This is a genomic window from Roseburia sp. 831b, from assembly GCF_001940165.2.
Taxonomy (GTDB): Bacteria; Bacillota; Clostridia; order Lachnospirales; family Lachnospiraceae; genus Roseburia.
Window position 1 is genome coordinate 2477580 of sequence record NZ_CP135162.1, and the last position, 21325, is coordinate 2498904.

General features: G+C 41.7%; 16 protein-coding genes. 1 reads left to right on the plus strand and 15 read right to left on the minus strand.

Going from position 1 to position 21325, the window contains the following annotated elements; all coding sequences use genetic code 11:
• Window positions 1–88 precede the first annotated feature (88 nt).
• The 14 genes from BIV16_RS11325 to BIV16_RS11390 all read right to left on the minus strand — a co-directional run bounded on the left by BIV16_RS11325 (window position 89) and on the right by BIV16_RS11390 (window position 18193).
• Entirely contained in the window at window positions 89–2611 is a 2523-nt protein-coding gene (locus tag BIV16_RS11325) for a hypothetical protein (protein WP_075680924.1), read from the minus strand.
• Between the two features lie 143 nt (window positions 2612–2754).
• Window positions 2755–3303, minus strand: a complete 549-nt coding sequence (locus tag BIV16_RS11330; protein WP_159435940.1) for a hypothetical protein — start codon at window positions 3301–3303, stop codon at window positions 2755–2757.
• 45 nt (window positions 3304–3348) lie between these two features.
• On the minus strand, window positions 3349–5634 hold the full coding sequence (locus BIV16_RS11335) for a glycoside hydrolase family 31 protein (RefSeq protein ID WP_075680926.1): 2286 nt from the start codon (window positions 5632–5634) through the stop codon (window positions 3349–3351).
• An 84-nt stretch (window positions 5635–5718) separates the two neighbouring features.
• On the minus strand, window positions 5719–5952 hold the full coding sequence (locus tag BIV16_RS11340; RefSeq protein WP_242940393.1) for a hypothetical protein: 234 nt from the start codon (window positions 5950–5952) through the stop codon (window positions 5719–5721).
• A 27-nt stretch (window positions 5953–5979) separates the two neighbouring features.
• Window positions 5980–7224 carry an aminopeptidase P N-terminal domain-containing protein gene (locus BIV16_RS11345; protein ID WP_075680928.1) on the minus strand — a complete coding sequence of 415 codons (1245 nt, stop codon included), beginning with the start codon at window positions 7222–7224 and terminating at the stop codon, window positions 5980–5982.
• 264 nt (window positions 7225–7488) lie between these two features.
• The gene (gene dltD / locus BIV16_RS11350; RefSeq protein ID WP_075680930.1) at window positions 7489–8697 is read right to left on the minus strand and encodes a D-alanyl-lipoteichoic acid biosynthesis protein DltD; all 1209 of its coding nucleotides are present in this window, start codon (window positions 8695–8697) and stop codon (window positions 7489–7491) included.
• Between the two features lie 15 nt (window positions 8698–8712).
• Entirely contained in the window at window positions 8713–8952 is a 240-nt protein-coding gene (gene dltC / locus BIV16_RS11355) for a D-alanine--poly(phosphoribitol) ligase subunit DltC (protein ID WP_075680932.1), read from the minus strand.
• Window positions 8953–9051: 99 nt separating this feature from the next.
• Complete coding sequence (gene dltB, locus BIV16_RS11360) at window positions 9052–10224, minus strand: D-alanyl-lipoteichoic acid biosynthesis protein DltB (protein ID WP_075680934.1); 1173 nt, start codon at window positions 10222–10224, stop codon at window positions 9052–9054.
• On the minus strand, window positions 10221–11756 hold the full coding sequence (gene dltA, locus BIV16_RS11365; protein WP_075680936.1) for a D-alanine--poly(phosphoribitol) ligase subunit DltA: 1536 nt from the start codon (window positions 11754–11756) through the stop codon (window positions 10221–10223). The genes dltB and dltA overlap by 4 nt, the downstream gene beginning before the upstream one ends.
• A 199-nt stretch (window positions 11757–11955) precedes the next feature.
• Window positions 11956–12603: an HAD family hydrolase gene (locus BIV16_RS11370; protein ID WP_075681045.1), complete on the minus strand. Its 648-nt coding sequence runs from the start codon at window positions 12601–12603 to the stop codon at window positions 11956–11958.
• A 35-nt stretch (window positions 12604–12638) separates the two neighbouring features.
• Window positions 12639–13667, minus strand: a complete 1029-nt coding sequence (locus BIV16_RS11375; RefSeq protein ID WP_075680938.1) for an aldo/keto reductase — start codon at window positions 13665–13667, stop codon at window positions 12639–12641.
• On the minus strand, window positions 13667–15643 hold the full coding sequence (locus BIV16_RS11380; RefSeq protein ID WP_075680940.1) for an LTA synthase family protein: 1977 nt from the start codon (window positions 15641–15643) through the stop codon (window positions 13667–13669). Before BIV16_RS11380 ends, BIV16_RS11375 begins: the two co-directional genes overlap by 1 nt.
• Before the next feature lie 101 nt (window positions 15644–15744).
• The gene (locus BIV16_RS11385; RefSeq protein ID WP_075680942.1) at window positions 15745–16698 is read right to left on the minus strand and encodes a lysylphosphatidylglycerol synthase transmembrane domain-containing protein; all 954 of its coding nucleotides are present in this window, start codon (window positions 16696–16698) and stop codon (window positions 15745–15747) included.
• Window positions 16699–16795: 97 nt separating this feature from the next.
• Window positions 16796–18193 carry a radical SAM protein gene (locus BIV16_RS11390; RefSeq protein WP_075680944.1) on the minus strand — a complete coding sequence of 466 codons (1398 nt, stop codon included), beginning with the start codon at window positions 18191–18193 and terminating at the stop codon, window positions 16796–16798.
• 359 nt (window positions 18194–18552) lie between these two features.
• Between BIV16_RS11390 and BIV16_RS11395 the strand changes: the two genes are divergently transcribed.
• Window positions 18553–19509 (plus strand): zinc dependent phospholipase C family protein, encoded by a 957-nt coding sequence (locus BIV16_RS11395; RefSeq protein ID WP_075680946.1) that lies wholly within the window; start codon window positions 18553–18555, stop codon window positions 19507–19509.
• 71 nt (window positions 19510–19580) lie between these two features.
• Here the strand turns inward: BIV16_RS11395 and ltrA are convergent, their stop codons facing one another.
• On the minus strand, window positions 19581–20993 hold the full coding sequence (gene ltrA, locus BIV16_RS11400; RefSeq protein WP_075680656.1) for a group II intron reverse transcriptase/maturase: 1413 nt from the start codon (window positions 20991–20993) through the stop codon (window positions 19581–19583).
• Between the last annotated feature and the right edge of the window lie 332 nt (window positions 20994–21325).

Genomic DNA, 21325 nt, shown 5'->3' on the forward strand with positions numbered 1-21325 from the left:
GTAAAAAAAGAAGAGACAACGGCTTTATCGTTGTCTCTTCTTTGAGATTCTTATTTTATTCTAACATATTAAAGCATCCTGTCAAGCTTTACTTCGCTAAATAGGTAAAGAATACATTTCCTGCATTGCGGAACAGGGTATCGGCATCGTTCATTCCCATCTTAGATGTCGCGAGTGTTGCCGGATCAAAAAGGATTACATTGTTTGCATCATAGCCGACAATTAAAACCGCTGTGTCACTTCCTGTCATGGCAAATACCGGTGTTCCACGGTTTACATAATACAGCGTCTCATCCACACCACATCCGGTCAGATCTAATACCGTTGCATCTTTCATGGTGTTTGTCAATACTTCCTTCGGAGTTGCCCCCTCTTTAATCAACGCACTGACACTAATATTAATGCCTTCTTTTTCCAACATGGCATTGATACACTGAATCACCGTTCCTGCGCCTGCATCCTCTTCGCCTACTGTAATGTCACTCAATGCACTTTGTGCGTTTTTTCTCGCCCGCTTCCAGATATACTGCTGTTCATCTCCAATTACAACACCCATGCTCTCATTTGCGGACATAATTGCCTCTGTCACACTGTCTGTGGACAGCACAACTTTTCCTTTTGCATAAACATAATAACGTGCCTGCTGCATCTGGTCATCTATCGATAACGTGTGATCTTCTTCGCTGATAATCAGCTTCGGTGTCAAAAGTCTTGCTTTCTTTTCGCTGACTGGGTCTGGCAATGTAAGCTGAACCTGAGTCTGTTTTACCTCAGATTTTGAGGTTGCCACCAAAACGCCATCCTTTTCCTCACCTTCCCGGTTCATGATTGTATCCTGATCTGCATCCACATACGCGGTTCCATTGAACTGAACTCGATTCAGGTAAATCGTATAATCGCTGATGGTAATTCCGGATACATAGTAACCCGCCTTTTGGTATTCTTTTAAAATTTCATGCTTTTCGGAAGAGGAGTCCATAATCTTTACTTTGTTCATCGGGAAAATGGTATTTCCTGCTGCATCCACGACAACATCTGAAATATTGGCACTTCCGTAAATAAAGTCCTCATCCATGAAACCAAGCGGCTTCACATAGCTTGCATCGTCTTCCTTGATTTCATAGGTGCTTCCGTCCTTAAAATCCATAAAATGTATGGAGGAATTCTTATTATCATCATCCACCCACGCAAAATAACGGTTGGATTTGGAGACTGTAAATCTGCTATCTGTTAAGTTTTTCACAATCTCTTTGCTCTTTAGCGTATTTAAATCGATTTCGTAAAGGCTGCCTGACATCATAATGTAGAAGTTTCCTTCTTCATTTTCATACATGACCTGGCCTAATTCCTCTTTCATGACCTCGTAGGACTGTGTCGAAGGAAGGAACAATTCCTCTTCGTTGGTATTTGCAACAGCATCGTAATGATAAACACTGATTCCAACGGCACCTTCGTGTTCTCCACGATTCATATATCCGTAGACAATATAGTCAATACTTCCGGCCTCGTCGATGTTGATAATCTTGATATCGTGCTGATTATAATTTTCTCTGGCATCAATTCCTTCATATCCGCGGAAACTGAATACCTCTGCAACCTGATTTTTTGTGGAATCATAACTCCAGAGTTCCCCCTCCTGTACAAAACAGGTGATGGTTCCGGCTCCGTTAGACTGATATTCTACCTCATCTGAACGGATTCCAAGCTGAATATTTTTCTCAGAAAAGCTGCTGTTCTCCCCTCTGAAAATCTGGTTCATCGTACGCTCAAAATTTAAAAGATACATTCTGCTCTCTGTATAGCGTACTCTATAATATTCTTCTACGTTATAGTATTCGCTTTCTCCATTCTCTCCCAACGAAGTCACAACGTAATCTAACACAATTACATTATAAGAGCTGTTGATTTCCTTGATAGAGGCAACCGGCGTTGTCAGACGCTCCCCTCCGAAATCCGACCAGGTAATCTGGCTGAGCGAATTATTCAATGTGACATAATGAAGGTTATCATCCGAGGCGGTATTCGACTCCACATAAGTGGATAACGTCTTGGATATCTCATCGTTGAATGTGGTCGCGGAAAAATCTGTCACAAAATCCACACACTCTTTGACATGGCAGTCTACCGGCTGAATGATTCTGGTATAATAGGAAATCGTTTTCTTATTGCTTTCTACCTGAATCAAAAGCAGATATTCTTTTCCCTCTTCTAATAAATTCTGTATCTCAAGCTGTGTGGAGATGGTACTTCCATTCTGGTTATAATCTTCTACCTTTGCGTTTGCAATCAGACGTTTTGCATCGAGGCTTCGGATTTCATAGGAAATAGCATCCACCTTTGTCTGGAAACACTGGATACTGATTGGAAGCATACGATCCTCTCCGATTGGAGTGATGGTATCCCTCATGTACTGTGACTGCATCTCCTCTGTGTATCCATGCAGTTCATTGATGGCTGTTCCATCCTCATACAACGTCACAAGTGGCAGCGTTGCCTCCTTCATCTCCGTTGTTAAATCCTCATTATCCTGATTGGTCAGTGCCCCGGTGATTCCTATGGTCACAAAAAATACTGCTATTAAAACAAGCGCTTTGATTGCACCTTTTGACATCTCTATCGTTCCTTTCCCAAATGACTGGTCTTTTTCCACATCATAAATATAGCTACCGCTAAAACGCGATAGCTATATTGTATGCATTTTTTTTCGAAACTGCAACCTTATTTTCCGTTTCTCTACTTATTTTAAGAAAATCTTTACCACCATCTGCGGCATCTGCGATGTCTACATCTTCTTTTATACATCTCATTGTTCAAAAGAACACCAATCAGATCACGCAAATCATCCCGTGGTCCCGGTGGCGGTGGCATCGGTGGTCTCGGTCCTGGCGGCATTGGCGGCCTTTGCCCTGGTGGCGGTGGCATTGGTGGTCTTGGTCCTGGTGGCGGCATTGGCGGCCTGCGGTTCTCAGCTACAATATCCTGCTGATACTCCTGCTCCTGAACCGCCCCCATCTCCTGCTTTGCAAGCTCATAAATATGGTCTGCCAGACGTTCTATCCTCATACGATCCGGATATTCATCAAACATCAGGCTTCCCTCATATTCCATCTTGTCGCACTCGTCCTCAACGATTTCTAACACTTTCTTTACACTGCGCGGATACAGTTCCTTCATCCGTTCCATATCTTTTTCATATTCCATCTCTGTCAGATACAGATTCTGCATGGGATAACTCATATAAAACGGCATTCTTGGTGCATCATACTGTTGCATTCGAAACAAATGTTCCTGATTATAGTCCACAAACTGCTCCTATCATTCCCATCTCTATAACATATGCACCTGTTTTTATTTTGCCACAACTACTTCTGTCGTCTCATTCGTAACTACATTTGTACTTGTAATCTTTTTGTAAGGGCGATAGCCTGCATGACTCATGGCTGCTGTCAACACACCATTCTCGTTGTGGAACTCATACAAAGCATATTCCCCATCCTGATATTTGAAATCCTCTCCATTATCCTGATAATGAACATAACTTCCTTTTCCCGGATAAGTAAGAAGTTTTAAGGTATCGTATGGTTTTTCTCCTACATACTGCACGACATCATAGGTTGGAATCACACTGCCTGCTTTTACAAACATCGGGCATACATCAAGTGGCGCATCCACAAGATAGTACTGTCCGCCCGCATATTCTTTTCCAGTCTCAAAATCATACCAGGTTCCTTCTGGCAGATATACCATCTTTTTCGTTGCACCCTGTTCTAAGACTGGCGCTACTAAAATATGCTCTCCAAATAAAAATTCTGTATTCAGATTTTTTACTTCCTCATCCTTTTCATAATGAAGCACAAGCGGACGTATAATTGGAAGTCCTGTTTTCTCACATTCACGGAACAAGTCGTATAAATATGGAAGCAGACGATAACGCAGTTCTACGAATTTGCGGTTGATATCGATGGTCTGCTTGTCAAACCGCCAAGGCTCCTGATAGGTACTTCCTTTAGAGGAATGGTTTCGGAACAACGGTGAAAAGCAGCCGACCTGAACCCATCTGCATAAAAGTTCCGGTGTACAGTCTGCACCAAATCCGCCTACATCTGTTCCTGCAAATGCCAGACCACTTAAACCAAGGTTACATAACTGTGGCACTGCCATCTGAAGATGTGACCAAAGGCTTTGGTTATCCCCGGTCCAGACGGTTGAATATTTCTGTGTTCCTGCGTAGCAGGCTCTTGTGATGACGAATGGACGTTTTCCATCATATTTTTTCAAGCCCTCGTAGGTTGCTTTCGACATCAGATGTCCATAGACATTATGCATTTTTGCATGGTTGATTGGTCTGTCCTCATCTGTAAACACAACGTCCTCTGGCAGCTCTCCCCGGAAACTTGCCGGTTCGTTCATATCGTTCCAGACACCGCGTACTCCAAGGTCTAATAAAAATTTCTGATTGTCTGCCCACCATGCTCTCGTCTCTGGTTTTCCATAATCCGGATAAACTGCATCCCCAGGCCATACGGCATTGACATAGACTTCCCCTTCCGGAGTCGTTGCAAAATAGTGGTTTTCGATTCCTTCGTCATATTTGGAATACCCTGGGTCTAATTTTACACCCGGATCGATAATGGTAACTACCTTAAAACCTTGTTTTCCAATCTCATCGATGATGGCACCCGGCTTTCCAAATGCCTTATCATCCCAGGTAAACACCCGATAGCCATCCATATAATCAATGTCAAAATGAATCGTATCACATGGGATTTTCAAATCTCTGTAATGCTCTGCAATATCGCGGATATCTCCGGCACACTCATAGCCCCATCTGGACTGCTGATAGCCCAGTGTCCAAAGCTGTGGAAGTGGTGTACGACCTGTCAGATAGGTGTATCCTTCTACGATTTCCGGCATTGTCTCCCCTGCGATAAAATAATAATCCAGGTTTCCGGCATCTGCTCCATAATAGAGATATCCCTCATTTTCTTTTCCAAGGTTTACATAAGATTTGTATGTGTTATCGAAAAACAACCCATACACACAATCATTTCTTAATGTAATCAGGAAAGGAATGGATTTGTACAGTGCCTTATAACTGTCGGTATGTGCCTGTGGAATATCGGAATTCCAGTTCTCGTATTCGTAATGTCTCTTATTTAAAAATCCGGTTTTGTCACCCAGTCCGTAGAAACTCTCGTCTCCCTGAATCTTTTTGATTACCTGAACCGGATAATCAAAATCGGTTGCATCCGGTACCTCGTGTCCCTCCGCCTTTAAAAATTCAATAAATCGTTCGCTAATCTGTGACTGGAACACTCGTCCGTCACGGCTGTCCGCACAGAGAAGTTTTCCATTTTTATCATAGAAATCTACGAAAAAGTCGTCATACACTTTTACAACTACATTTGAAGTTGAAATTACAAGTGCACCCTCCGCTTCAGCAACCTGAAATTCTGTCGGAACTTCCTTGTCTCCTTCAATCGCCTTGGAACGGTGGTCTTTTGTCTCTAGCGGAAGAAACACATTCATGATCCGGTCTGTCAGAACATTTACAAATGCCGTTCCTTTTTCAAACTGAATCTGTACCTGCTGTCCTGCCTTTTGATACGATACTCTTTTCCCTAATTTTTCCATCGCAATCTTCCTTTCCCAATTACATTTTAGAAATTACAGGCAGTTTTCACACCTGAAATTCCTTTGAACCTTCTTCGTTGTACCCTATTGTCTTGCTAACTCTTGTATCTCCTGTAACAAATCAAGATCGGACTGTTTTACTTTAATATTGGAAGTAATCGTGTCACATCCTGGCTTGGTCACGCTGATTTCAATAATCGTGTCCTCTACAATCCCGTTTCCAAATGCAGCCTTTAAAAAAGCTAAAAATTTCGGGTGGTTGGAATCAAATTTATTCTTTGCACTCATCAATTTCATAAGGGTTGCTGGATTTACCATAATACTGTTCCTCTTCTTTTCTCTTTCTTATTTTCTGTGTTCTTTCATGAAGGCTTCGATTTCATCCGCATCACGCATGATTGCTTCCGATAATACCACGCATCCGTCTTCTGTAATCATAAGGTCGTCCTCAATACGGATTCCGATTGCCCACTCATCAATGTAAAGTCCCGGTTCATCCGAAATGATTGCGCCCGGACGTAATTTTTTATTGGAATCAACGGTTACATCATGGACATCAATACCAAGGTGGTGGGAAACGCCATGCATGTAGTATTTACCGATTTCTTCTTCTTTTTCAATTAAACCTAATTTGATACAGCCTTCTGCTAACACCTTTTTACAGATATTGTTCAAATCTAACGTAGTCATGCCTGGCTTTGCAGATTTTGCGACCTCACGGTTTGCCGCAAGCACAATATCGTATACCTCTCTCTGGCGTTTGGAGTAAGTACCATTTACCGGATAGGTTCTGGTAATGTCTGCACAGTATCCTTTGTATTTTGCCCCAAGGTCTAACAATAAAAGTGTTCCATCCTCGCAAGTCTCCTGGTTGGTCTCATAATGAAGCATGGTTCCATTCATGCCACTTCCTGCGATTGTCGGGAAAGAAACACCGTCTGCGCCGTTTCTTTTAATGCTGTATTCAAAATCTGCCTGTGCCTGATATTCCTTCATTCCCGGAGTAAGGTTGCGCATGACATTTTTAAGTCCCTCATCTGTAAGTGCAATCGCATCCTTAATCAAAGCTGCCTCATCCTCGTCTTTTTGCATTCTCATCTCTGCAATCATCGGGAAGCAGTTACGAATCTTCATTCCTGGATATTTTGCTGCGAATTCATTTGCCTTTACCACGTTGTAATCCGGCAAATCCTGATACTGATGACGATAGGTATCAAAATAAACCGTTGTCACATCTTCTCTTGTCAAAATCATGTCCATCGCCGGCTCGAACTCATCCAGAAAACCAACGCGTTCGATCTGAGTCACCTCTTTTGCCTCCTCAACGGTCACTTTCTTGCCATACCAGCGCTCCATCGTAGGATCTGCTTCCTCAATGTAAAGTCTCTCAACCGGTTTTGCTGCTGCCTTATCCAACACCAAAATCATGTTATCGCGGCGAAGTCCCGTCAGATAAAAGAAGTTACGGTTTGCCTCGAATGGTGCGTATTCATCCGCACTCACATGAGATTCAATCCCAGAATATAAAATCAGGATGGAGTTGTCTTCCATTCTATTTAAAATTTCTTCTCTACGTTTCTTAAAGTCCATTTTTCTCCTGCCTTTCCTGTGGTTTCCACTAAGAAAAAACACCTCTTATGTGGTAGTACCAACTATAACGGTATCTTACCATAAAAAGGTGTTTTTGTTTATAAATTTTCGAAAATTTTAGATTTCTGACCGAAAACAGAAACGTCTTAAAAAGCTTCATAGATAAAGGTTGGTGCAGCGGAGTCCTTGGATAGAATCTGATAGACAAAAAATGCGACAAAAATCAGATAGAAGAATGCGACTCTGCACCAGAAATCTGCTTTTTTATTTTGCCTGATCTTTTTGCGCAACGTTTTCATCTTCCTGGTAAAAACGGTAAATGTGTTCATTTAAATCCACCAATCCTTTCAATGCAAGATGTGAGTTATCTTCAAAATAGTACTGTGCATATTCGTTCCCGGATAAATCTGCACATTCAGCTCCGTACTGCTCGGAAAGATCCCGTACCTTCTGATAGATTGCCTCGCGCTTACTGCTATCGTAATTTGCAAAATCATACCAGTAACCATTGAATGGCAGCATGACAATTAACGGTGTGATTTTCTCATCCTTGCAGATTTTTAAGAAACACTCCAGGTCATCAAACTCAACTGAATTTGTGGTATAACCCGGTCTTTTCACACTTCCTTTTTCTACAACCTCCTGGTAGGAATGCGTGTATGCAGAATTACACATGCCAAACTCATTTCCACCTGCAATCTTTCCGCCTTTTTTCTCTGCTGCACGGTATAAGTCCGCCCAATCCTCATCACTGACTACGTTTGTAGTCGTATCTTCTTTCGATTTGTTCTTTCCTTTTCCGAATAACATACTTTCAGATAAAAGCCTTGTCTGCGCCTTTTCTTTGACATAGAGGGCATAAAATTTCGCCTGTGCATTTGATAATGCATCCTCGCTTTTTTCTCCATACCACTCATTATCCCGTAGGATACGCTCATTCATGACCTCATTGCTGCTTGTCAGTCTCTCTGTACGCGCCATCACATATTCCTTCGTCTCCTGACGAATTGTTGGATTTTCCAGAAAACGAATGTAGTTATCTTCGGAAAAGGCTGCACCAAATGCATCCTCACGCACTCCTTTTTTCTTAAACCATTGTTCGGATACAATTAGCACAACTTTTCGACCTTTTAAGTTGTCACCAAGGGCACCTAACGTGGTGGCATGTGTCAGACATTGATATCCTGCCTGCCCGATGAAAACCGGCTCCATATCTGCGTTTTTAAAAATTGTGTTTGCATGAAACTTCGATTTTTGCCCGTGGCGCAGCTCCGAGGAACCAAAAATGGGAATGGATTGACTGCTTGCAAGCATTTTATCCAGTCCATCCGCGCTTGCAAATTTTGCCTCATTAATCCAGGTTCCATAGGAAAGTTCATAACCTGGCAACTCTTTTTTGATTCCAAAATGAAACATTGGCACCGTGATGCAAAAGATGAGCAGTGCCACCAAAAAAGCTTTTATATTTCTCATTCTTCTCCATCCTTACTACTTCGCATTCGCTCTTGTTAAAACCAGCTCTAAAATCTTATTTGTGGTATTCAAATCCTCTCTTGTTACCTCAGACGGTGAAATCACAATCCCAAGTTCATCCTCAATTCTTACTAACAATTCCGCGAATCCGAGAGAATCTAACAAGTCATCCTCAAACAAATCCAAATCGCGTTCCTCTCTTACCACATCATCCTCACAAATGTCCTCTAAAATTTCTAATAATTTTTCTTCCATCGTATTTTTCCGTGTGAAATTTTATTTCTACACGTTCTCCTTCCTCTACTTGTATTTTATCTGTTGTTTTATTTTCATCCGGTGCCATCACATCCGCATTTAATTTTGTATGAAATGTCCTGAGAAAATCAGAAATCCAAACATAACCAGCTGTAAGGTCAGGAACCAGGAAATAAACTGATACCAGCCTGTCTTTTTATATTTTTTGTAAAACTTTGATTTCTTTTGATAAATCTCCGTACCTGCTAATAGGATGCCATGATAGAGACCGTACAGAATATAATGAAGCGTCAATCCATGCCACAATCCCATGACGAGCATATTTACAAGAAATCCAATGGAGGCGCCTGTCAGTCTTGTCCGAAACCATTTTTTCTTCATCGAAAGCATGATGAATCTGGAAAAAACAAAATCCCGGAACCACTCAGACAGAGAAATATGCCATCTTGCCCAGAAGTCTTTCATGTCGGTACTGACAAATGGCCGTTTAAAGTTCTCCGGCACCCGGATTCCAAGCATATATCCGGTTCCGATTGCCATCAGGGAATACCCCGCAAAATCAAAGAACATATAAAATCCATAGCAATAAGCATATCCAATCATTGCTAAAACCTTTTGTCCAAACGGCAGTGCATCGTTCGGAATCATATTCAAAAGCTGATACCATAACTCCGCAATCACGAATTTATATAAAATCCCAAGCATCAGCTTCCAAAGGCCTGTTCCAAACAATTCCAGATATTCTTCCCGCTTATAAGTGGTATGCAAGTCTTCACAAAATCGTCTGCTCCGGTCGATTGGTCCACAGCTAAACGTCGGGAAAAATACCAAAAATGCGGTAAAATCTGAAACACTCACGGTTTCTATCACACCATCATAAAGTTCAATCACAATCTGCACCACGCGGAACGTCAGGTATGAGATTCCGACAAACTGAAACCAGCTCATCGCCTCGAATACCTTTAAGTCACATAGTTTACATAATATAAGTGGTGTTATCGTAAGAAAAACGGTCAACCGGTACAGCCAGGTGATGCGCCCCTTTGATTTTCGAAGCTTTTCATACCCCTTGACTAAAGCAAGCTCTAGCAGATAATACGCAATAAAATAGCATAACTGCTCTTTACTTTTTGCCAAAATACAAATTGTAATCACACCTGAAAAGAACAGGCTGTACCATTTTAAATTTTTCTCCAGAACTCCAATCAGCAATGCTCCCAGAACAACAAACAGCAGTACCAGGAAAAACTGCATCCCGCTATAAAAACTCATGCCAGAAGTCCTCCTAAGTATTTCCGGTCAACTTTTCCATGATTGTTCATCGGAATACTGTCGATAGGAAGTATTTTCTTCGGTATCATGTAGGCTGGCAAAAAGGTTTTTAACTCTTCCTTAATCTGCCTTGAGAATTCCGTCTTAGATGCCTCCTTCTCTTTTCCGGTTACAAATGCGGTCAGGCTCTTCACTTTTCCGTCTTTTACATTTGGAATGACAACCGCATGCGAAATCTGTGGAAGGCGCATCATATTATTTTCAATATCTTCAATTTCGATGCGGTAACCGTGTAGTTTTACCTGCAGATCGATTCTTCCATTGTAGAAAAGCTGTCCGTCCTTTTTATATCCGGCATCCCCAGTATGATAACCACGATAGGTCTTTCCTTCTCTCTCACAGGTGAAAAAGCTCTTCTTCGTCAAATCCTCACGCTGATAGTAGCCTATGCTGACCGTATCTCCGATAATGACGATTTCGCCAACTTCGCCGTCCTCTTTTATCTGATGATTTTCATCCCAGATTTCAATCCATGTTCCTGGTTTCTCATGTCCAACCGGAAGTGATTTTCCCTCTTTTACGTTCTCTTCCAGGAGTTCCTTTGTAATCTCCACATTCGTTACGGCAACTGTCGATTCCGTCGGTCCGTATGTATTGATGATTCTCGCCTTTGGAAAACGTTCCATCAGACGTTCCACCGTCGACGTTGTCAATGTCTCTCCACAAAACAAAAAGGTCTGCAGTTCCGGAAGCAATTGCTCTGAAAAATTGCGGTCAACCAGACACATATCTGCAAAAGATGGTGTTGACACCCAGACGTTCAATTTTTCCTGCTGGAAAAAGGAAAACATCTTTCCATAATCTTTCTGTGTCTGTTTGTTCATCGTCACAAGTGTTCCACCACAAGCTAATGATGTATACAAATCCATGACCGACAAATCAAAAGAAAACGGTGCCTGATTCAAAAAGAAAAGCGGTTCTTCCTGCTCGTTTGCCTTCACCAAAGTCACGGACCAGTCCAGATAGTGATTGAGACAATCCGTTGTAATCTGTACTCCTTTTGGCTTTCCAGTGCTGCCCGAAGTGAAAATAATATAATGCACATCCTCCGGTTTATTGTTCCAGCGCTCCTCATATACGTTTGTTGTTTTCTCAAGGATTGTTTTTAACTCTGCAAGATTCACAGTCTGAATCTCAGAAAGTTCTAATTTTCCTTCCAGTACAAACACCACATCTGGTTTCACACTCTCAATGGTGTCTATAACACGAATCATTGGAATCGAAATGTCCTGTGGACAATATCCTCTTCCTGCTTTCACACATGCCAAAAAACAGACCACCATATACGGATTTTTATGTCCATATACAACTACGGGTGTTTTTGAATCAGGCATGTTCTGCTGTAACCATACCGCCAGACGGTCCGAGTACTCCTCCAGCTGCGCATATGTCAGGGACTCTTCTTCACTCTTAATCGCAATTCGCTCTCCATGCTCTTTTGCAGTCTCTCGTATTTCTTTTAAAATATCCATGCCGTTCTCCTTACTCTCTTGTTCCCTCTATTTTCACAAGATTTTCTTTCTCTTACGTTTTTTACAGTGGGAATTATAGCACCTAATTTCAAAAAAACTGCAAAAGAAAAGAAATCTTAAAACTAATTAAGATTTCTTTCACATTTTCTTCTGGATTTCTTATAAAACTGATTTTTTCCTTCTAAAGCTCCTAAAATACCTATAAAAGCTGTTCTAACTCATCCGCATCTTTTGCAAATACAGTTGCGCCGTTTTCTTTTAAAAATTCCTTCTCACGGAATCCCCACAATACGGAAATGCATGGGAGTCCAGAATTTTTGGCTGTCATAACATCCACGTCGGAATCTCCGATGTAAACGGCATCTTCCTTTGTGACGCCGAGTTCACGGAACGCCTGGTTGACGGTGTCCGGTGCCGGTTTCTTCCGAATTCCTTCACACTCACCAATTGCAACGGTAATCACATCTTTAAAATAAATCTGGTTCAGTTCTTTTACCGCGCTGTCCGCTTTATTGGACACAATTGCAAGGTGATAGCCTTCTTTGGAAAGCTTTTCTAATAAAGCCGGCATTCCGTCATACGGTCTTGTCTTATCGTTGCAGTGAACGGCATAATGTGCTTTAAAATCTGCGAAAATCTGGTCAGTCTCCGCTGTCTCCGTTCCCGCCGGAACGGCACGCTCAATCAAAAGACGGATTCCATTTCCGACAAAGCTTCTGACTTCCTCTATTGTTCTTTGTGGTTTGTTGTTTTTTTCCAGTGCTGCATTGACTGAGTTTGTCAAATCTTCTAAGGTATTTAACAATGTTCCATCTAAATCAAAAATCGCTGTTTTGTAGTGTTTCATCTCATTTCCATCCTTTCCGCCATCAAACATGTGAATTAGTTCACACTAACCTCTCCTGCAAGTACTTTCTTGTAATCTTCGTAATTCTTTGCAAGAAGAGCCGGTGTATGTAATCCATACGGGCATTTGCTCATGCATTTGTTGCAGTGCATACAGCCTGCAATTTTGCTCATTTTCATCTGCCACTCCTCGGTTAACCAAGACGCAGATGGTGCACGGCGGAGCATCAAAGACATTCTGGCACAGTTATTGATTTCAATTCCCGCCGGACAGGGCATACAATACCCGCATCCTCTGCAAAAGTCTCCGCTCAGCTGCTTTTTATCATGCTCGATAATGGCTTTTATCTCTGCGGTAAGCACCGGTGGATGTTCGATAAAGGAAATAAACTCATCCAGTTCTTTTTCACGCTGCACGCCCCAGATTGGAAGTACATTTTCAAACTGTGCCTCAAACGCATACGCTGCTTTTGCATTGTTGATGAGTCCTCCCGATAATGCTTTCATCGCAATAAATCCCATATTGTGTTCTTTACATAGCGTAACCAGCTCCATATCTTTTTCCGTTGCAAGATAGCAGAATGGGAACTGCAAAGTCTCATAGAGTCCTGACTCAATCGCTTCTTTTGCGACCGCAAGGCGGTGATTGGTGATTCCGATATGGCGGATTTTCCCCTGTGCCTTTGCCTCTAACATCGCCTCATAAAGTCCGGTTCCATCTCCCGGTTTCGGACAAAACGATGGATTGTGAAACTGATACAAATCAATATAATCGGTGCGAAGCATTTTTAAAGAGGTCTCTAAATCTTTCCAGAAATCATCCGCATTCTGTGCTCCGGTCTTGGTTGCAATGTAAAGCTGTTCGCGGATTCCCTCGAATGCCTCTCCCAATTTTTCCTCACTGTCCGAATACCATCTTGCGGTATCAAAGAACGTGATTCCCGCATGGAACGCTTTTCTTGCCAGGGCAACGGCATCCTCCGCACTGACTCTTTGAATTGGAAGTGCCCCAAATCCATTCTTGTTCACTGTAATATTGGTGCTTCCTAATGTAACATATTCCATCATTGCTCCTCCTTATATGGGAAAAAAAGTGTACTTTTGTCTTTGTCAAACATATTGTTGTATTGCAAAATCTGATACTTGTGAATCCAGTCTGCTTCCTCTCCGGCCGCATCCTCAATATGTTCAAAGCATCCATTTGCTTTTGAATAATATCCTCTGGAATTGATTGCCGGAATCTCCTCCTGCATATCTGCCAAAAACTGATTGTAAGCCGGAAGTTCGATTCCTGCACGCTCTAATGCCAGTGTGGAAAGGTAGTTCAGACTTGTGATGTCCACCTGTTCCTCCTCGCTGTCATAATTCGTCCAGATGAAAAATGGTACCGTATAAAGGTCTTCTAATTCATTCTCGGTTAGTCCTGACAAACCTTTCCCATTCAGGTATGGATAAAAGCTCGTTGACAGACTCGGCTGATGGTCACCGAAGAACACAATTTCAACCGGGTCATCCACATTCTGAAAATAGGAAATCAGATATTCGAGTGCCTCGTCACTCCGGTGGAGCAAAGAAAGATACTGATTCACATCATAAAAACTCATTCCCAATAACCGTACATCCTGCCTAAAATTATCGTAGCTTTCCGTATAACCTCCATGATTTTGCATGGAGATACTCATGATAAAAAGATTCTCATTCGACGGTTTGCTTTCGTACCGCTCGATAATTTTTTCATATAATTCCTGGTCTGTAATATAATCACGAAGCAGCTTTGTCTGGTCAAAATCATCGATAAAATGCATCTCATCAAAGCCAAGGCTTGGATATACCGTATTCCGGCTCCAGCCTGTCGCATAGTAAGGGTGCATCGCTACACAAGTGTACCCGACATTTTTCAGATTGGAAACAATGGAGGACGGCTCATCCCCGATATACTGCTGATAAACAACAGAACCGCTCGGCAAAAATGCCATCGAATTTCCCGTCATAAATTCCCATTCAGAGTTCGGCGTCTTTGCTCCAAAAACGGAAGAAAGTGCATGTCCTTTGATACAGTTTTCCGAAAGGGAATCGTAAAAAGGTGTCACATCCATATTGGTCGTGTAATTTCCAACCACCTGCAAATCCGCATAGGATTCATTCATAACTACAATTATAGTTGGTTTCTTTTGATTGGAATCGGAATTTGCCGTCGTGTCTGAGCTGGATGCTGAATCCGCCTCTGAGTCAGCCGTCTTTTCATACTGCTGCTCTAACTCCTCCACCGCCTCTTTCGAATAACCATCCGGTTTTGCAATAAAGGAATCCCGCACGCTTAATATAAAGTTTAAAACATAGCCGTTCCGATAGCTTCCCTTCTGCTCCCAAGTCTCCGTCACGGTATATTGTGTTGCGTTTCCAATGTAAACGGAAAGCAGCACGGCAACAGAGGTACAAAGCACTGCCATCCAGATTCTTTTTTGAAATTTCACATGGAATTTCCGAATCAATGCCACGTACAGGATTGTTAAAAAAATCACATACACAGCCCGTGGCTCTAACACAAAATCATAATTCGATGCCACACTAAGACCGGTCTGCACGGATTTGATGTCACTGAAAATCAGTTCATTTCCACGGAACAGATAGACAAAATAGTTCGTTCCCGCAAGTATCATGAAAAAAAGATGGGAAATGATACAAGTCAGTCCCGTATTATTCGTAAATATCTGGATGAAAAAATAAAATGCCAGACAGCACAATATATTCAGCAGCATCTTATCCGTTGTTATTTTGGCACGAAGTTCTGCATCCAGTAACAGATACTGCACCAGATACGCAGAAAATAGGCTGCTTAGCCCAAACAGAAGTAATGTCCAAAGCCATGGCAGCTTGTCATTTAACGTAACCTCTATATTTTTTATGAGGAAATACCCTGCTCCAAACAATGGCAGTACCCACCAGGCATACCCTACTTTTCCAAGTAAGACCGCTGCTATTATCATGACTACGGCAAGTGCCAGCCATGTCCCCTTTTGCAATTTAAATGTGACCTTCATTTTTTATCCGTCTCTTTTTCTAAAATAGTCTGTTCGGTGCTACTATACAACAAAATTCCCGGCTTATCAACCGGGAATTCCATGAAAAATTTATGATATTTTTATAAATCACTCGATGCTCTTTTTATCAAAATTCTGCGTACGATTACCACGACGGCTCCAATCAAAAATGGGAACACAAACGTTCCAAAGCGATAGAGCAAGGATGCCGAGCCTGCAAGTCCGGTTCCAACAATGGAAGCAAACAATGCCGTAAACACAAACTCAGTTGAACCGATTCCTGCCGGCGACGGAATGACTGCTGCAAGCATCACAGACATTGCCGTGACTGCCATCGTCTCGGTAATCGTCACCTGCGCATGGCTGACAAAAATCAGATATGGAATTCCATACCAGAAAGCAGCTTTCAACAGGTTTAAAAGAATGGTCTCTATCACCAGTTTTTTCTTTTTCAGCAGTCTCCTTGCAGCATCTTCCAGCATCATACACTGCTCCGTCAACTGCGCAATCAGGACATCCAGCTTTCCCTTTCGGTTTAGCAGTCCCAAGAACCGCAAAAGCAAATCGTGAAACCATTTTGCCGAGCAGAACAGTACCAGTACCACTGTAATTATAATTGTAATTGCATATCCTGCTACCATCAGCCAGGTATAATCTGCAAAGTGCTCCCACATGCAGCCAAAGTTAAGCAGGAAAAAGATTCCCGAAAAAATCGCAATGCTAATCTTATGAAGTGCATATTCAATCATATACATTCCAAATCCCTGTGAAACTGCAACTCCATTCTCGTTGAGATAATAAACTGCTGCCACACCAGCTCCGCTGCCAAGTGTCGCTACGCGGTAAAATGCACAGTAAAATGTATTTCCCATCGCCTTTGCAAATTTAAAATCCGGGTTATACTGCCTTGCAAGTATATATGTAATTACGCTTTCCACCACATCATAAAGAAGCGCACACATACAGATTGCAAGTACCACCCACAATGGAGTCTTTTTCAATTGTGCAAGAATTGGGGCTGCCGAATCACGGAACGTATAAATAATCGCACCCACAATGACTACTACAAATAACCATTTTAAAATCTGCTTTTGTTTTTTACTGATAATATCACCATATCCTTCTGTAACAGCACAAAAGCACCGTCACTTTTTATTTTTTCTTAAAGTTGGTATAGCCTTTTTGTTCATATGGATGTTCTTTCCAAAGTTTATCCGCAGTATCCTTCCATGCACAGGCATAAGCTTCGCATTTTCCACATAAGTGTTCAACTGGCTCTGCCTCTTCTACATCGGTAGAATGTGCTTTGGATTCTTTTACCATCTTCTGTAAAAGTTCCGGGTTCTCAAGCATTGGACATGGTCTTAACATATTATCGTTGAATGGCTGACCATCACGATATGCCATGAACAATGGCTGCTTCAAACATTCCAGTAAGGATTTCTCACGAATGTTTGCACCTGAGTAATGAATAAATACACATGGTTCTACATCACCCTTTGGATTAATATGGCAGTAGTTTCTACCTCCGGCGATACATCCGCCTACAAATTCACCATCGTTCTGGAAGTCCATAACGAAAATCTCTTTTCCGCCTTCTTTTGCACGAACCTCACGAATTCTGTGATAGATATATTCACGCTGCTCTGCGGTTGGCATCAGTTCCGGTGATGCTTTCATTCCGACTGGCATTAAATGGAAATACCATGCGAAACGGCTTCCATGTTCTATCAATAAATCAAAGAATTCATCTGATGTTACAACATCCATGTTTTTAGAAGTATAGCATACTGAATTACCAAAAATCAATCCATTCTCATGAAGAAGATCCATTGCATGGATAACCTTGTCATAGACACCATTTCCTCTACGGAAATCGTTTGCCTCTTCAAATCCTTCCAAACTGATGGATAAGGACAGGTTTCCGACACGTTTCATCTCATCACAAAATGCCTGGTCTACCAGTGTACCATTGGTGTAACAATGGAATGCACATTCGTTATGTTTTTCACAAAGTTTGATGATATCTGCTTTACGAACCAATGGTTCTCCACCTGTCATCATATAGAAATAGATTCCAAGTTCTTTTCCCTGTGTTACAATGCTGTCTAACTCATCAAATGTCAAATTTAATTTATTACCATATTCTGCTGCCCAGCATCCGGTACAGTGCAGGTTACAGGCACTGGTTGGGTCCATCAGGATCAGCCATGGAATATTACAATCATGTTCTTCTCTCATTTTACGGATTGTCTTTGTTCCTAAAAATGCAGCCTGGAAACCAAGATTTAAAGCTGTCATTTTTGCAACGTGTGGGTCTGTCTCATCTAACAAACGATTCACATAACGCATCCATTTATGGTCTGGGTTCTGAATCATTGCTCTTGCACCATCATAAGACTCTTTGCTAAAGTTGTCTCCCATAAATTTCTCTGCAAGATCTACGATTTGTAATAATGCTTTCTCGCGGTCCTTGTTCAGATTCTTTAATGCTGCATCGACTGCAACACCGAATGCTTTTCGTTCTACTGTCTGTACTATCTTTCCCATTCTATCATTCCTCCGTTGTTCTTACACATTTTCTGTCTATACACGTAGTATAAAAATATTTATCTTATTTTTAAATATGCAAACTGTTTTTGGTGTCGTTCTCAAATATACATTTTGCCCAATTTGTATATTATATACCCTATGAAAAGGAAGTATATGCCACGTGACATAGTTTTAATTACTACGTATTATATCACATTCTTCTTTTCCGTCAACACCTGCTCTTTTTTCCTTTGCTTTTTTTCTTTCCTTTTTTCTGCATTTTTTCTTAATTATTATCCGAAATACTGTTCAATATACCTGATTTTGGATATAATAAAGGATACGAAAGAACTTATGTTACAAAGGAGGAACGAAATATGCCCGGTTTTACAACCCATTATCTTTTTGGTTCCGACACTTACCGTAGTTTAAAGTGCACCCCTTTAAAACGAAATTTATATTATAACCGTGCCGCCTATGCGCTTGGACTTCAGGGGCCGGATATTTTCTTTTATTATTTACCTTCTTATGCCATTCACGGCAGCAACATTGGTGCACTTGCACATTGTAAGCGTTCCGGCGAGTTTTACCACAACCTTATCGAAAGCCGCAACCAGTTTGTCAGCTCCTCAGACCGGAAAATCTGCGATGCATATCTGATTGGTTTCCTGGGGCATTACACCTTAGACACCATCTGTCATCCTTATATTTATGCAAGAACCAATTATACCGGAAATAAGAAAGACTACTTTGGAAAACATGCCTATTTAGAGGTCGACATTGACAGTGCCTTGCTTTATTCCAAGCTTCATAAACTGCCAAGCGAATTTCACCAGGCAAACACCATTATCCTCTCACCACGCCAGCGTCATGTGGTCGCACGGATGCTTTACTTTGCCTACAAACGCACCTACCCGGAATACAAAATCCGCCTTAGCACCATGATTCTTGGCATTTACTCGATGCAGATTGGGCTTCGCCTTTTGCATGATGCGACCGGTCAGAAAAAAGTGGCCGCACGTTTTATTGAGGGAAAATTATTAGGTTTTCCAAACTTTTCCCCGCTTGTGCCAAGTGATACGCTCCAGTTTTGTAAGGACCCTTTTAATATGAAGCATGATGTATGGCGCAATCCATGGAACCCGGAGTTCACCTCGGAAGAGACCTTTTTTGACCTCTACGAAAAAGCCGTTGTGCTTTATCGCAAACGTATCCATCTTCTGAATGCCTACCTGCGCTGCCCGGATGATTCGGACTGTGCACAGCGTAATCTGCAGGCTTTTTTATCAGATTATGGTGATTTGTCCTTCCACAGCGGACTGCCAATCGGGTAGGAGGTAAATAATTATTTTATTTACCGTCCTCCCACACCACCCGGCATACGGTTCCGTACCAGGGCGGTTCTTTAGTTTTCACTAACTATTAGATAATAGTCAAGCATGGATGTATATCCCAGCTTGGCTATTATTTTCTTTGAAAAGATTTGGTTCAAGGCTTTCGCCATTCTCCAGTAACCTTTTCTACTATAAGCAAGTTCCTTGACTTTCCAATCTTCTAGCCCCAGCGCTTTCAGCATTCGATATTTTGTCTTGATTCTCTTCCATTGTTTCCAATAGACTGCTCGGATTCTCCGTCTTGCCCATTCATCCGTTTTTATGAGAAGTCCTTTCATGTCTGCCAGCCTGAAATATTCCACCCAGCCTTGCACATACTCTTGATATTTCTTCTCACGTACTTCATTGCTAATGCCTTTATTTCGGTCGGTGAGTTCTCTGATTTTGTCTTTCATCTTAATTACCGACTTTGGATGTATTCTTAATCTGCATTTTCCCTTATGTCTATAAAAGGAATAGCCAAGATACTTGACCTTGCTGATGTGTGCCACCTCTGTTTTCTTCCGATTAACTTTGAGGAATAGTTTTCCTTCTATAAACGGAATAATGTTTTCTAAGGTTCTTTCTGCACTTTTCCTGCTTTTGCAAAAAATCATACAGTCATCTGCATAGCGGACAAATCTATGTCCTCTACGTTCCAGTTCCTTGTCCAACTCATTTAGCATTACATTACTAAGTAACGGACTAAGCGGACCACCTTGCGGCATACCGACCTCTGTACGTTCAAACATTCCATTTGCGATTACTCCCGCATTCAGGTATTTGTGTATTAAAGATATCACTCTGCCATCTTTGATGGTTTTTGACAATACTTCTATCAGCTTACTCTGGCATACGGTGTCGAAGAACTTTTCCAAGTCCATATCTACCACATATACATAACCATCGTTTACATGCTTTTGGCATTGTCTAAGGGCATCGTGTGCTCCTCGCTTTGGCCTGAATCCAAAACTGTTCTCTGAGAATTGCTCCTCATAGATTGGCGAGAGTTCCTGTGCTATTGCCTGTTGTACAACTCTGTCAACAACAGTTGGAACTCCAAGCTTTCTGAACTCGCCTTTTGTTTCCTTGGGTATTTCTACCCTTCGAACCGGGGTAGGTTTATATTTTCCTTCCCTTATCTCCTGGATTAAGGATTCCTGGTTTTCTCTAAGGAAGGGCAGAAGTTCATCCACCTGCATACCATCGATTCCGCCTTTTCCTTTGTTTTTCCTGACTTGCTTATAGGCGTTGTTAAGATTGTCTTTTCGCAAAATCAGATCCAGAAGATTGTTCGTCCAATAGTCTGTGATGACACCGCTCTTTTCAGTAATCTTAGAGTAGTCGAACACTTCTGCATACTCTTTCTGTTCCGCAGATACCATTTGCAGATAGTCTTCCATATGAAGTTGTCTGTTCTTAAATCTACTTTCAGTTACATTCATTGCTTGTGTCTCCTAAAGTTCAGCCCTTCGCCGATGTCTTAAGCCATCGGTTTACTATGGCTTCTGCTGACTTCTCGCCATTCGTTGTTACTGACGGATTTCATACTCTGTTTCCATCCGCTGACAAGACCTCCCTTGGTACCACACGTCACTTTCTCTCCATATATCTGCCACATTTACTTTAGTTAATTCCGAGTAGTTATTGGACTTTGACTTGTTATGCAGCCTTATCCTTAACTATAGCCTCATGTGATTTCTGTTCGTCAGACCAGAGATTTGCCTCCACCTTCCTTCAGATTCCCCTCACGTTAATCATAGTCTTGCTATGAACA

Excerpts from the sequence above, each read along its gene's own strand:
- BIV16_RS11340 (WP_242940393.1), bottom strand. The coding sequence starts at position 5,952 with ATGGTAAATCCAGCAACCCTTATGAAATTGATGAGTGCAAAGAATAAA.
- dltA (WP_075680936.1), bottom strand. The coding sequence starts at position 11,756 with ATGGATATTTTAAAAGAAATACGAGAGACTGCAAAAGAGCATGGAGAG.
- BIV16_RS11390 (WP_075680944.1), bottom strand. The coding sequence starts at position 18,193 with ATGGGAAAGATAGTACAGACAGTAGAACGAAAAGCATTCGGTGTTGCA.
- BIV16_RS11335 (WP_075680926.1), bottom strand. The coding sequence starts at position 5,634 with ATGGAAAAATTAGGGAAAAGAGTATCGTATCAAAAGGCAGGACAGCAG.
- BIV16_RS11375 (WP_075680938.1), bottom strand. The coding sequence starts at position 13,667 with ATGGAATATGTTACATTAGGAAGCACCAATATTACAGTGAACAAGAAT.
- ltrA (WP_075680656.1), bottom strand. The coding sequence starts at position 20,993 with ATGAATGTAACTGAAAGTAGATTTAAGAACAGACAACTTCATATGGAA.
- dltD (WP_075680930.1), bottom strand. The coding sequence starts at position 8,697 with ATGAGAAATATAAAAGCTTTTTTGGTGGCACTGCTCATCTTTTGCATC.
- BIV16_RS11345 (WP_075680928.1), bottom strand. The coding sequence starts at position 7,224 with ATGGACTTTAAGAAACGTAGAGAAGAAATTTTAAATAGAATGGAAGAC.
- dltB (WP_075680934.1), bottom strand. The coding sequence starts at position 10,224 with ATGAGTTTTTATAGCGGGATGCAGTTTTTCCTGGTACTGCTGTTTGTT.
- BIV16_RS11370 (WP_075681045.1), bottom strand. The coding sequence starts at position 12,603 with ATGAAACACTACAAAACAGCGATTTTTGATTTAGATGGAACATTGTTA.
- BIV16_RS11380 (WP_075680940.1), bottom strand. The coding sequence starts at position 15,643 with ATGAAGGTCACATTTAAATTGCAAAAGGGGACATGGCTGGCACTTGCC.
- BIV16_RS11395 (WP_075680946.1), top strand. The coding sequence starts at position 18,553 with ATGCCCGGTTTTACAACCCATTATCTTTTTGGTTCCGACACTTACCGT.
- dltC (WP_075680932.1), bottom strand. The coding sequence starts at position 8,952 with ATGGAAGAAAAATTATTAGAAATTTTAGAGGACATTTGTGAGGATGAT.
- BIV16_RS11325 (WP_075680924.1), bottom strand. The coding sequence starts at position 2,611 with ATGTCAAAAGGTGCAATCAAAGCGCTTGTTTTAATAGCAGTATTTTTT.